The 12,692-nt window shown below is 55.4% G+C and carries 14 protein-coding genes and 2 tRNA genes; 5 read left to right on the plus strand and 11 right to left on the minus strand.

All coding sequences use genetic code 11. The features are described 5' to 3' along the window. Positions 1-375: VOC family protein (locus tag EYQ49_09955; GenBank protein ID HIG26188.1), on the minus strand; the 375-nt coding region annotated here is incomplete at its 3' end. 273 nt (positions 376-648) lie between these two features. Between EYQ49_09955 and EYQ49_09960 the strand changes: the two genes are divergently transcribed. Further along, positions 649-1,026: a DUF2237 domain-containing protein gene (locus tag EYQ49_09960; GenBank protein ID HIG26189.1), complete on the plus strand. Its 378-nt coding sequence runs from the start codon at positions 649-651 to the stop codon at positions 1,024-1,026. 7 nt (positions 1,027-1,033) lie between these two features. Further along, positions 1,034-1,492 carry a hotdog fold thioesterase gene (locus EYQ49_09965; GenBank protein HIG26190.1) on the plus strand — a complete coding sequence of 153 codons (459 nt, stop codon included), beginning with the start codon at positions 1,034-1,036 and terminating at the stop codon, positions 1,490-1,492. Positions 1,493-1,505: 13 nt separating this feature from the next. Here the strand turns inward: EYQ49_09965 and EYQ49_09970 are convergent, their stop codons facing one another. Continuing rightward, positions 1,506-3,566 (minus strand): FAD-binding protein, encoded by a 2,061-nt coding sequence (locus tag EYQ49_09970; protein HIG26191.1) that lies wholly within the window; start codon positions 3,564-3,566, stop codon positions 1,506-1,508. An 81-nt stretch (positions 3,567-3,647) separates the two neighbouring features. On the opposite strand from EYQ49_09970, the gene EYQ49_09975 reads away from it, so the two are divergent. Next, on the plus strand, positions 3,648-5,858 hold the full coding sequence (locus tag EYQ49_09975) for a hypothetical protein (GenBank protein ID HIG26192.1): 2,211 nt from the start codon (positions 3,648-3,650) through the stop codon (positions 5,856-5,858). 43 nt (positions 5,859-5,901) lie between these two features. Further along, positions 5,902-6,816 carry a hypothetical protein gene (locus tag EYQ49_09980; protein HIG26193.1) on the plus strand — a complete coding sequence of 305 codons (915 nt, stop codon included), beginning with the start codon at positions 5,902-5,904 and terminating at the stop codon, positions 6,814-6,816. Here the strand turns inward: EYQ49_09980 and EYQ49_09985 are convergent. After that, on the minus strand, positions 6,805-7,266 hold the full coding sequence (locus EYQ49_09985; protein ID HIG26194.1) for an Lrp/AsnC family transcriptional regulator: 462 nt from the start codon (positions 7,264-7,266) through the stop codon (positions 6,805-6,807). The two genes, EYQ49_09980 and EYQ49_09985, sit on opposite strands and share 12 nt — an antisense overlap. A gap of 81 nt (positions 7,267-7,347) precedes the next feature. Here EYQ49_09985 and EYQ49_09990 point away from each other — a divergent pair, with 81 nt between their 5' ends. Then, positions 7,348-7,929, plus strand: coding sequence for a hypothetical protein (locus tag EYQ49_09990; protein HIG26195.1), 582 nt, complete (start codon positions 7,348-7,350; stop codon positions 7,927-7,929). 37 nt (positions 7,930-7,966) lie between these two features. Here EYQ49_09990 and EYQ49_09995 read toward each other — a convergent pair. From EYQ49_09995 to EYQ49_10030, 8 genes are all read right to left on the minus strand, one after another. Then, positions 7,967-8,039 (minus strand) — tRNA-Glu (locus tag EYQ49_09995). A 61-nt stretch (positions 8,040-8,100) separates the two neighbouring features. Continuing rightward, a tRNA-Gln gene (locus EYQ49_10000) sits at positions 8,101-8,175 on the minus strand. A 63-nt stretch (positions 8,176-8,238) separates the two neighbouring features. Beyond that, positions 8,239-8,862, minus strand: coding sequence for a YdcF family protein (locus EYQ49_10005; protein ID HIG26196.1), 624 nt, complete (start codon positions 8,860-8,862; stop codon positions 8,239-8,241). Positions 8,863-8,870: 8 nt separating this feature from the next. Next, on the minus strand, positions 8,871-10,244 hold the full coding sequence (locus EYQ49_10010; GenBank protein ID HIG26197.1) for a glutamate--tRNA ligase: 1,374 nt from the start codon (positions 10,242-10,244) through the stop codon (positions 8,871-8,873). Positions 10,245-10,287: 43 nt separating this feature from the next. Continuing rightward, complete coding sequence (locus tag EYQ49_10015; protein HIG26198.1) at positions 10,288-10,827, minus strand: hypothetical protein; 540 nt, start codon at positions 10,825-10,827, stop codon at positions 10,288-10,290. 6 nt (positions 10,828-10,833) lie between these two features. Next, positions 10,834-11,760, minus strand: coding sequence for an alpha/beta hydrolase (locus EYQ49_10020; GenBank protein ID HIG26199.1), 927 nt, complete (start codon positions 11,758-11,760; stop codon positions 10,834-10,836). A 13-nt stretch (positions 11,761-11,773) separates the two neighbouring features. Beyond that, on the minus strand, positions 11,774-12,154 hold the full coding sequence (locus EYQ49_10025) for a hypothetical protein (protein ID HIG26200.1): 381 nt from the start codon (positions 12,152-12,154) through the stop codon (positions 11,774-11,776). Positions 12,155-12,172: 18 nt separating this feature from the next. Continuing rightward, on the minus strand, positions 12,173-12,673 hold the full coding sequence (locus EYQ49_10030) for a hypothetical protein (GenBank protein ID HIG26201.1): 501 nt from the start codon (positions 12,671-12,673) through the stop codon (positions 12,173-12,175). Positions 12,674-12,692: the final 19 nt, after the last annotated feature.

Raw genomic sequence — 12,692 nt, forward strand, 5'->3', positions numbered from 1 at the left:
AGAATACGAAACTACTTCGATTTCAATACCGTCGTGGTCGTTGAAGTAAAACCGGCGGCCCGGCTCGTAATCGGCGTGTGAGTGGGTAATGAACCCTGCTTCTTTTACCCGGGCCTCCACCATGTCGAGATCATCAACCACCACTCCGAGGTGGTTGAGCCCCCCGGGGCTTGAATAACTGTTCCCAATGGTGTCATCGCCGCCTTGGGAGTAAACCGCCACATAATTATCTTTTTCCCCTATATGAAAAGATACCCCGCCGTCTATCGCCGGGCCCGACCAACGCACCGGCCAGTCGAATAACTGGCAAAGCAACTGGGCCGTCGCCTCGGGGTCGCTCACCGTCATATTTACATGTTCAAGTTTTGCTGCCATGACGCGATCTTAGAGGTTTGGTCGGTTCTTATCTATCTAAACATTTAAAAGAGCCAACCCATCTGGAGTACAGGTATCGGGTTCACCCTCGGCGACGGTGAACTCCACTACGAGAACCTTGGTTTCGCCATTCGTCTTACTCCCGACGAAACTCAATCACCCGTAACAACTGCCACCATTTACGAAGACGAGATCTGGCTTGATCGAAACCCTCCGGCCCCAATCGGATAGATAGTGGCCACTCTGGTAGCCAATTAAGAGTAGTTTGACTTTATGGCCAAAAACGTTTTAGGCACCGACCTTTTTGATTGCAGCCTTGACCCGCTCACCGGTTACTACCGCAACGGTTGTTGCGACACCGGGCCCGGCGACATGGGAGTACACACCGTTTGTGCCGTCATGACCAAAGAGTTCCTTACTTTTTCTAAAGAAGCCGGAAACGACCTCTCTACACCCCACCCAGAACACGGGTTTGCCGGATTGCAACCAGGAGACCAGTGGTGCCTTTGCGCCCCCCGCTGGCAAGAAGCATTCGAAGCCGGAAAAGCCCCCCACGTGCGTCTTGAAGCCACCCACATCTTGACCCTCGAATGGGCCAGCCTCAACGACCTCAAAGAACACGCAGCAACCGATAATCAAGAGAATCTCTGACCTAAAGATGGACACTCTTTCTTCCGAGTTGAAGCAGCAACTCCACGAGATTTTCGTAAACGATCCGGTAGCAAAAAAGCTTGAGGCAAACCTCCGAGAGTGGGGCTCAGGTCAAGCAACCGTCGAATTGATCATCAATAAGGACCACACCAACTTTCTTGGTAGCGGGCACGGTGGTGTCCTTTTTACCTTAGGCGACATAGCTTTTTCGTATGCCTGCAACAGTTACGGAAGAAAATCTCTCGCTATTCACGTCTCATTGGATTACCACCGTGGCGTCCACCAAGGGGACACCATCGTGGCCACAGTTACCGAAATCAACCGCAGTCGCCGGTTGGCTAATCACCGGATAGAGATCCACCACGGAACCCATCTTGTCGCTTCTGGCTCGGCCCTAGCTTTTCGCACCGATGACTGGCATTTAGAAAAAGAGTCTTGGCCACAAGCCTGGCAAGAAAACCACTAACCGTCCAAAAAAATTATAGGTTTTGACAAAGCCGGCGGGCCTCAAAAATTGCCGCCGCAATATCTCGGCTCGCTACAGCATCTCCAATACGGAACAAAGCAAACCCTTCCTTACCCAGAGGCTGCGCTTTCCCCTTGGCCAAAGCCGCTAAGTCGGTCACGCCATCGTTGTTTGACTCCCCCGTCAATGATCGCCACAAACCATCGTTAGGTAGCGAACCGTGTTCCACAATCACCGTGTCAACTTCTCGCTGCTCACTTTGGCCAGTGAACTCGTTACGCAAACTGGCCTTTAGCCCCTGGCCCTCCTTGCGCACTCCAACCAAACGCAAATCGGTGGCCATTTTTACCCCCCGACCATAAAGCATGGTCAAATACGCCGGGCCCAAAGTAGCCGACAAATCATGAGCCACCAAGCGGTCTGGAGTCACCAACTCAACGTCATCTACCCCCCGATCAACAAGAAACTCCGCAATTGACGGGCCCCGCTCCGAACCATGATCATCAAAAATCAGCACCCGGCCTATCGGTACAACCTGACCCGACAACACGTCAACTGAAGTACACAGCAAATCCTCACCATATTCAATGCTCCCCACGCCCGGCCAACCCCCAGTTGCCGCAATCACCACCTCCGGGTTTTCGGCTTGCACCTCGGCAATCTCTGCTGGGGTGTTCAAGCGCACCTCAACCCCCAATAAGTCAACCTCAGCAGCCAACCAACCAATGACCCCCATCAACTCCGCCTGACGCTCGCTAGCCCGAGCCGCCACCACCACCTGACCGCCCACCCGATCTTGGGCCTCAAACAAAACCACCTGGTGGCCACGCTCCGCACACACTCGTGCCGCTTCCAAACCACCCGGGCCTGCCCCCACCACCACTATTTTTTTTCTCGGCCCTGCACTAGGCGTCACCAACTGCGACACAAAAGTCTCTCGCCCAGTAGCCGGGTTCTGAATACACACCGCATCCATTCCTAAATGAAGTCGATTGATACACAGTGACGCCCCCACACAAGCCCGAACCCGGTCTTCTTGGCCGGCCGCCAACTTGTTCACCAGATGCGGGTCTGCCATATGCCCGCGGGTCATCCCCACCAAATCTACAAAACCTTCGGCGACCGCGTGGCGAGCCGTCGCAACATCGGTAATACGCGTGGCATGCAACACCGGTACGTCAACCGTATCTTTTATCGACGCCACCAAACCCAGGTAGGGCGCAGTCGGGGTACCCGACGGAGGGATGGCCTTTGCTAGCCCGGCCTCGGTAGCCAACGAAGAGCTCGCCAAATTAAGAAAATTCACTAAACCGCTGGCCGCTATCCGCTGGGCAATCTCTTTGCTCTCTTGGGGTAACAATCCGCCGGGAAGGCCTTCGTCGGCAATCATGCGAATACCCATAAGTAACCCGCCGCCCGTAGCCTCACGCATGGCCGTTAAAACCTCAAAAGTAAAACGTAAACGATTTTCTAAAGAACCTCCGTATTCGTCGGTGCGCTGGTTTACCAAAGGCGTCCAAAACTGGTCAACCAGGTGGCTGGTCGCGCAAAGTTCTACTCCGTCAAGCCCCGCCATCTGCGCTCGAAGAGCCGCCGCCGCAAAATCTTTGGCCACCCGGCGAAAATCAGCTTTCTCCATTTCTTTGGGCCAGCCACGATGCATCGGCTCGCGAACCGACGACGGCCCTATGGTCGGCAGCCAATCCCCGTCGTGAGAAACATTGCGGCGCCCCATGTGGGTGAGTTGACACATGATAGCTGCCCCATGGGCATGCACCCGTTCAACCATGCGGCCAAGAGGTTCCACGATGGCCGCGTTACTGAAATCCAGTTGCCCCCACAAGGAGGCCGAATCAATGGCCACATTTGATGACCCGCCAATCATGGTTAAGCCAATACCTCCTCGTGCTTTTTCTTCGTGGTAAGCCACGTAACGCTCGCTTGGCGTGCCATCAGTGTTATACCCCGGTGCATGACTACTTGAAAAAACCCGATTTTTCAAAACCAAATAGCCCATTTGTAGGGGCTGTAACAAAGGGTCAGAAGACGCGGCCGCTACCGAAAGATTAGTCATTGTAGGGTTCTAGCCCATCTTGAGGCGACAAGCAATAAAGGTCGACTATTAACACAGCCTTCTATCGCCTACTATTCAGGAATGAACTTGCGGAGGCTCAGTGTTGTTTTGGCGTGGACACTGCTGGCTGCCAGTTGCGGCGGCGGCACCGACCAGGGCCCCCTTGAGGCCGCCACTTCGGTAGTTGCCCCAGAAACAGCCAGCGACTCTTTAGGTTTCTCTGTTGACGACAACGGATGGACTTTTCAAAACTATGCCGCCGACGGTGACGCCCAGTTCACGGTGATTGATGCCATTGCCCTTTTCGGTGACGCTGCCGTCTGTGTAGAAACCACCGGCGACTGTACCCCCACCCCCGCCGCCGCCGAATGGATCGCCATGGTGGCTGCCTCAACCGCCGGCGGGGTATGCGAAGGCATGACCGTCACCAGCGCCGACCGTTTCCTAGTGGGTGCCGACCCAATTACCGGCGACTTGGCCTTAACTAGCGACGTACAGCGGCGACTGGCTCGGCTTTTCGCCACCCAATTCTTAGACGACGTTATTGAAGCCACCGAAGCGTGGCGCAACCAATCGATCGCCGCCATCGTGGCCGAACTACAAACTGCACTAGCCGACCCCGACCACGAGCAATACACCCTAGGTATTTACTCCGAGGTCGGCGGACACAGCGTGTTGCCCTACGCCGTAGACCTCAACGAACAAGGCAAAGGGGTCATCCATATTTACGACCCCAACTGGCCGGGACGCCCGCGCTACATAGAGATAGATACCGCCACCAACCAGTGGCGTTTTTCTTACTTCTCCTCCGACCAAGCCGATGACGCCGATGCATGGACGGGCGGCAACGGTTCCATGGACCTCACCCCGCTTTCGGTACGTGAAGCACCATTCCCAGAACCCTTTAGTGGCGCCGGCACCGGAACCGACGGCCATCTCCTCGCTATTTCCAGCGACGACCGTAACTGGACCCTCACCACCGGCGATGGCCAAACGATCACCGGAGCCACCGCCATGCCAGGCCAAAGCGGTGTAGTAGCGGTAACCCGAGGCGCAGCAAGCCTCAACGAAGTCGCCGGCCAAGACCTTGTGCTCACCCGGTGGGATGCTCAAGCAGAATTGCACGTAGAGGCCGGCGAAGTAAGCGTCTTGGTCATCACCCCCACCGGGGCCAGCACGGTAACCCTTGAAACCGGAAGCGCCGTTACTTTCGGATTCTCATCCGTTGAAGACTTTGACGAATTAGCAGTTGACCTCCAAGTAGCGCAAGGAACAAAAGCCACCGTACGCATGGCTTCGACCACCGAACGAGTCACTTTTGAAGCACCAGAGCAATCCAACACAAAAATCGTGCTTAAAGAAACCAGCACCGCAGTAAAAGTAGTAGATCAAAACGGTCAAACAACCACCGAGGTCGAGGTAGAACGCTCCGACCAACGCACCGACCTCGTAATAGACGCCACCGGACAGGTCACATACTTCGCTCCCGAAAAAACCCCCGAACAAGAACGCTCAGTTGCCGTAGAAGAAATAGGCAACCTCATACAACGAGCACCGCTCCCGCTTGTTGATCAATCTTTAGCGCCGACCTCCAGCCTTGCGGAAGATACAGAAGGGCCCTCAACGCTAAGCCCCGACGGGACATGGCGAGAGTTGCTGCTGGTTCCTCCAGAAGGCCCCTTCGGCACTGAAGACCCAGAAGAAACCTGGTTCGACGACCAAGGGTGCGAATGGGCCCGTTGGCAAGACGGCTCACAAGGAATACATTGCGAAGACGGGCCAACTCGCTTTTGGGATCCCAACGGAGAAGAACTTGAACCCGTTGATTTTGACCAAAAATTCATCGAAGAGCCCCCACCTTTCGATGACGGCCGACCCGCTTCAATAAATGACCTACCGCCCCCAGACCGAATGGAACTCAGTACCAACCCGGGCTGCATGGCCGCTTTTTGGGACACCGGCGCTTCTGGCGAAGCATGCATGGATGGCTCCGGCTCGTACACCGACGTAAACGGGCAAACCTTTCATTACGAACCTGGGTCAATAGACATGCCGGACTCCGGCGGTTTCCCCGACACCATGCCTGACCTACCCGAAATACCCGGTCGTGAAGGCACCGGTTACGACGACTTCCCCGCCTGCCCTACTGGCGCTATTTGCATTGAAGAGCCGCTGGGACCCGACGACTTCCCCGACATGCCCAACCCCGGTGACCGGATCTACGATGAAGCCCCGCCTTGCCCAACCGGTGCCATTTGCACCGACGAACCACCAATATTTACCCGACCATAGAACCATTCACTAGTCTGTTCACAAGAAAACCCCAAAGGAAAACATGAACTGGATTAACCCCGGACCACTTTCTGGCCTCGCCCTTTACCTACTCACTGCAGTATCCATCGCCGCCCTTATTTATGGCATGCGGTGCCAAGGGGAGAAACGACGCATCGTGCTTACCGGCGTCATGTTTGGCGCGGTGGCTTTTCAGATCTTTCACGTATTCGAACACGCCCTCCAACTTGGCTATTGGACGCTGAACCCCCACACCAAGCCTTGGTTGACTCCCTGGGCCGAAACCGGGGTAAACGGTTTGGCTTACTGGTGTCAAATACTCCCCGGAAAAGGGGCAACAACGAACCGAGGCGTAGAGGTGCTTCACCTCGTGGGCAACACCTTGTTTATGTCTGGGGTCATCGCCATGGTTGTTTTAGCCGCGGCAGCCAAAGTACGTAGCCGAGCGACCACCGGAACATTGATTTTTCAAGGTTTCCACTTAGCTGAACACGTACTTTTAACAGCCACTCTGTTCATTGGGGGCACCGGGTGGGGTGCTTCAACGCTTTTTGGTCAACTGGGCGGCAGCCAACTATCTACCCATCGGGTGTGGTGGCATTTCACCGTTAATGCCGTGGCTACCGTGGCCGGGCTACTGGCCGTACGGTCGCTTTATCGAGCTGGCGCGCTCGCCATAAAACCCTCTCTGGCAAGAGACACCCGCACCTCTTCTACTCCTCAGTTCATTGGCGCCATGGCCGGGGCAATGGCTCTTTTAATCGCTCTACCTTTGGCCTTAGGTTTCTCTATTGGAAAGCCTGCCCTGCCCATGGCCCGCAACTTCGCCATGAGCGACCTCATCGACCCCGGGCTTTGGTGGCATCTGGCCAACCCCTATATTTTGTTGCCCTTGGCCTCGCTGCTTTACCTAATCAGTTGGATGCGTCGCACAAACTCGCTTGCGTCAACTGCCTAAATTGCTTGGTGCAGGCTGGCGGGGGTAACCCGCAGCAGTACTTAAGACCAAACGAGTAGCTGTTTCGCTTACCCCAAGTTGTTCTTTGAAGTTGCGGAGTAATTGATCTAAAGCATCAATAGAGGCACAACGGAGTCGTACCTGGTAGTCAAAACGCCCCGTGAGGTGCATGGCATCAACTACTTCGGGGAGCGCCAACAACTCATTATCAATTTCAGAAAATGCGTGGTCGGCTGGCAAGCGCAAATCGACCAGCGCATCAATCGGACACCCAACCAGATCAGGGTTTAGCACCGCAGTAAAGCGTTGAATAACCCCGCTTTCTACTAACTGTCGCATGCGTTGCGAAGTAGCCGACAAACTCAGATTAATGCGGTCAGACAGCTCCGTCACCGAAAGCCTGCCGTCATTTACTAGTTCACCGATTATTTTGCGGTCAATCTCATCCATAGCAAATAATCTACGGCAAAACGTAGCAAAGTAATCATATTTACGCAGTCATTGTTCCCTTTTACCCTTCAGACTGCGTTCATGAACATAATTATTGGATTCTTCAGCGGCATTGCCATGGCGGCCCCCATCGGGCCAGTGACCATCACCCTCTTAGGTTTAGGGAGCGAACGCGGGCGTCGGGTAGCACTCACTGGGGCTGGTGGCGTGGTGGCCGCCGATCTGGTCATTGTTCCCCTAGCCATACTAAGTGCAGGGCTAGTCAGCAAACTCTCGGTAGACACCCTCCGACACGTTGAAATTTTTCTTGGCCTCCTCTTGCTGGCCCTTGCTCTTTTCGGATTTTTCCGTACCGAAAACACCCGTCAAGCGGTCGGCAACATGCGTCGTCCGGGAGCCACCATGATGGCCATCGGAATAGCGAACCCCATGGCCCTCGCCACTTGGGCCGGGGTGATTTTGGCTCTTCCGGACTCCATCAAAGACAACGGGGTGCTTTTATTTGCACTTGGCGCGCTTCTGGCCTCAGCGATATGGCATGTTGGCCTCGCTATTTTAGCCGGAAGCATCGGCCAGCGGATTAGTAACCGAGGGCGCCAACTGCTCATCAAAATATCTAGCGCCATGCTTGGCTTTGTAGCCATAGTTCTCCTTGCCCACTAACCAGCAGAGCCGACCCACTTGGGTCGGCTCTGTCGTGTACCCCGTACGGGATTTGAACCCGTGCTACCAGAATGAGAATCTGGCGTCCTAGGCCTCTAGACGAACGGGGCGCAGTGTGCATTAGTTTCCCAATGCCAACCACATTCTATGGGCAACACCTGGTGTTGCCGTTGGCTCGGAGGAGAGGACTTGAACCCCTAATAACTGGACCAGAACCAGTTGTGTTGCCAATTACACCACCTCCGAAGGCGCCGGTGAAGGCACGGTAAGCGTAACGGTTCTCTTCCTGCCCCACACCTAAAGCCGCCATCAACCCCAAGCGTCTAAGCGGCGATAACCAAAGATGCGTCCTAACCCGGCAGCCAAAGTTTCTCGCCCCATACGGGTAAGGCGAACCGAACCAGCAGTGGGGGCCAGTGCTGCATCAAGGCCAACCTCTTCAGCAATTTGTCGCAATCGAAACGAATGGTACTGATCGGAAACCAACAAGACGGTAGTAATGCCATAACGACTCGCTTGAGCCGCAGTAGCGGCCAACTCTTCGTAAGTGCTCGCCCCATCAGTAATGACCACCAAATTTTCGTCGGGCACTCCTTTTTCACGCAAATAGTCGTAGCCGGCGTAACCCTGGGTAAAACGATCACCAGGCTGATTTGCTCCGGTGGTCACGATCAACGCAACCAACTCAGCTTCGTACAAAGCGAACGCCCGATCAAGCCGGGCCGCTAACACTGGGGAAGGTTCACCGTCGTATTGAGCAGCGCCCAGCACTACCGCCGCGTCAGCACCCTCTTGGGAATCATCGGCCCCGGAAGCCAACCAAACTTGCACATAAGTTGCCCCAAAATAGAGGATCCCTAGGGCTAGCCCCCAAATCAAAAGCCCGGGGAGCCACCTCAAGGCACGGCGCAAGATAACCCAAAAGAGCGCCATCTGAACCGCTACAGACGTAACCGGGCTTGAGCAATTCGATCAAGCACCACTTGTCGATCAAAACACAGTGCCATGGTTTCAAAAATGGGCGGGCCCACTGTGCGCCCAGTTAATGCCACCCGAATAGGTGCTTGCGCTTTGCCAAGTTTGATACCAAGCCCTTCGCCCACCGCAGCCACTGCATCTTTTATGGCTTCGGTTTCCCAAGGGCAATCCGCCAAAACGGCAGCCGCCCCATCAAGCATTTCGGCCGCTTGCGGACCTTTAACCATGGCTTTGTGCCAAGAGTCTGGGTCTTCGACCGGTTCATCCAAAAAGAGGAAATCTACAAAGCGAGGCAGGTCAGCCAAGGTGCGAAGTTTTTCTTGTACTAAATCCACCATGGTTGAATATTTTCCTGCATCAAATCTCTCAGCCGGCCAAGGTGCTGCTTCGGCACTCACCCAGGGGGCGGCTCGTTCCATAAAGTCTTCTTTGCTGAGGGCCCTCAAATAACTGGCGTTTATGAACTCCAATTTTTTTAAGTCAAAAAAAGCCGGCGCCTTGTTTACATCTTCTAAGGCAAAAAGTTTAGCGATCTCAGCAATGGGGCGTTCCTCTACATCGTCTGGAGGACCCCAGCCAAGCAAAGCCAAATAGTTGACCATGGCTTCAGGCAGATAGCCCTTTTCGCGGTAATCAGCAATGGAAACATCGTCACGACGTTTCGACAATTTTTTGCGCTGCGCATTAACTAGGAGGGGCAAGTGGGCGTAAATCGGGTGAGGCGCACCAATAGCGTCCAACAACAACAGCACCTTAGGCACACCAGACAGAAGGTCTTCGCCACGAATGGCATGGGTGATCCCCATGTCAGCATCATCCACGGCGTTAGCCAGCAAAAACATGGGGGTGCCGTTAGAGCGCCAAATAACAAAATCTTCAAGATCGTCGGTGGCAAACGACACCGGCCCACGCACTAAGTCGTCAAAGGCCACGGTTTGCCCAACCGGCATACGAAAACGTACCGCAAGGCCCTCGGTTATTTCTTGGCCTACCACTTCTTGGTTGTCGGCATCGCACAGGTAAGCCAACTCACGGTTCAAGAGGTCTTGCACCACTGCCCGGTGGCGGTCTCGGCGCTCAGATTGGTAGAGCGGCCCTTCGTCCCAGTCCAACCCCAGCCATTCCAGTTCCGCTAAGAGATTTTCTGTCAACTCAGGCCGGTTGCGTTCGGCATCGGTGTCTTCGACACGCAACACATAGGTACCGCCGGTGGAGCGGGCATAGAGCCAGTTAAAAAGAGCCGTTCGGGCACTCCCTACATGGAGGTAGCCGGTTGGCGATGGGGCAAATCGTACACGTGGGTTCACCGCTAAGAGGTTAGCGACCTGCCTTCCAATTGACCCCACCTGCTTACCTCGGGTCTGACCCCAGGTAAGCAGGTCAGGAGGCGAGGAGGCGGGCAAGGGCGCTGGTCAGCCCATCTAAACGGTCGGCGGTTTGGCGATAAACGTCTATCGGCTCACCCCATGGGTCGGGAATTTCATCAGCTAAGCGACCGGTGGTCATGTATCCACCTCGCGCTTCATGCAAAGAAGCCACCCAGAGTTTTGCCGAATTCTCCCCTACTGGCCCTCGTGCCCCAGCCAAGCGGATTAACTCACCAGCCAAAAACGTACGGGGTCGAGCGTCTTGGTCGAGGGCCACAATAGTTGCCTCATGGCGGCGGGTCATGGCCACAATCAAGTCAGCAGACCCCACCATTTCTATGGTCAGCGAGCAAGACAAGTGGCCTTGCAAGTCGACACCTCGTTGTTCCAAAACGTTGACCGCCAAATCAGTCGCTGGGTCGCCTGTTGCGGCTTCGGTGCCGGCCGAAACTACCGAAAGGTCGAGCCCCGCATCGTTTGCTTTGTGCGCCAGTAAGGCCTGGCCCATAGCCGAGCGACAGACGTTACCGGTGCAAACAAAAAGAACTTCCATAAATGTTTAAGCCAAGCCCGCTTTAAGTGCAGCAAAGATTTTTTGTTGTGCTGCTGCAGCGGTTGGCACCAAAGCAACAAAACTCATAAACCCATGAATAAGCCCGTCGAAGCATTCCACTTCGCATGCTGTACCCGCACCAGATAACGCCTCTGCGTAGGCCAAGCCTTCGTCACACAACGGGTCATATTGCGCAACTGTTACGTGAGCGGGCGGCAACCCAGCCAAACTGTCGGCTCGCAGTGGTGCGGCGTAAGGGTCGTCAACAAATTTTTGCTGCCCCACATAATGTTCATAGAACCAATGCATGGCCTCGCGGGTAAGCAGGGGGCCTTCTGCGTTGGCGATCATCGAGGGCCAACGGTCGCTGTCCATATCTACCGCTGGGTAGATCAGTGATTGAAAAGCAAGCGCCGGGCCGTCTTTATCTCGAGCCATCAAAGCCACCACAGCAGCCAGATTGCCGCCTGCGCTATCACCGGCCACCGCCAAACGTTGCGCATCTACTCTCAAAGTGTCGGCGTGGTCTGCCACCCAGCAAGTAGCGGCATAGCAGTCGTCGGCCGCCGCCGGGTAAGGGTACTCAGGGGCCAATCGGTAGTCCACAGCGACCACTACCGCACCGGTTTCGTTAGCCATGGCTCGCACCAGCGCATCGTGGGTTTCAAGATTGCCAATCACCCAGCCACCGCCGTGGAAAAACATGATGACCGGAGACAAGTCGTTCGTTTCCTCTGGGCGGTAAATACGCACGGAGATTTCACCCCGTGGGCCGGGAATGTTGAGGTTTTCTGTCAAAGCAACCGCCGGGCCGTTGGGGTCGGCCATCAGTTCATAATTGGCGCGCATCATTTCTGGGGTGACCAGGCTGAGGTCTTCGCCCGAAGAGGGCAGCAAAGCCAGCAGGGGTTCAAGGGCCGGGTCCAAAGGCATCAGGTTCTCGTTTCTACGCTTCGGCTGCGAGGCGATCGTTTTCGCTTTGATATTGCGGGGTATCAACTCGTTCTCGTCGGGTGTCGCCCTCGGCCGAAACCACGCCGTTGTTTAACCCGCTTGAGGCCGCCGATTTCCACGACCGGTCTTCGCTCCAACGCACGCCGGTGTCAACAATGGTGCCGGGGGTTTCGATGGCTGCTCCGAGGGTCAAGGCTTTACGCAACAAGTCCAACTGAAACTCGCGATCGCCGGGCCGGCCTGCGGTATGACCCAAAGGCATTTCTACATAGGCGGCCCGTGGCGGGTTGGCCGAAGCGGTAATGCTGTAAGCGGCAGTCAAGGTGAGGGTGGGGACTCCCACCGCTTCAAGTGCTCGTGCGACCAGACTCACGGTCTGGTGACACACCGGTCAAACGGGTACGAATAGTGCCAAGTCAATATCTTCCGCTAGAGCTTCAACGGCGTCAAGAATGGCCGGGGTGAGTTCCTCTTCGGCTCGTCGTACCGAATAAATACCGCCCATAAAAGCTATGGATTGCGAGGCCAGCGCTCCAATAAACCCTTCATCAACAAGGTCGTTGAGGCGGTCCAGGGGGAACACAATGTTGGGGTCGGCTCGGGCCGGTTCGAGGTCGTAAGCAAAATGCGTTACCCGCACATCAGAAGCTGGCTGATTGCTGGGCAATAGGCGAATCCCGGTGTCGTCTTTCCAATGGAATGCCACCTGACCGCGGTTGTAGCCGCCCCCTGAACCCAAAAGAGCCACCGTTGACTCTGCCAAAGGGCGGGTTATGGGTGTCCACGGCGGCATGTCGGGCCGTTCGGCCCACAAGTAAGGCGAGTAACCCAGCGAGTCGTATTGTTCGCGAGTTCGGGCGATGTAATCAACTGGTGCATCGGGAGCGTTCATTGGCCCATTGTTTCACGTT

It is taken from the genome of Acidimicrobiia bacterium (assembly GCA_012959995.1).
Taxonomy (GTDB): domain Bacteria; phylum Actinomycetota; class Acidimicrobiia; order Acidimicrobiales; family MedAcidi-G1; genus MedAcidi-G2B.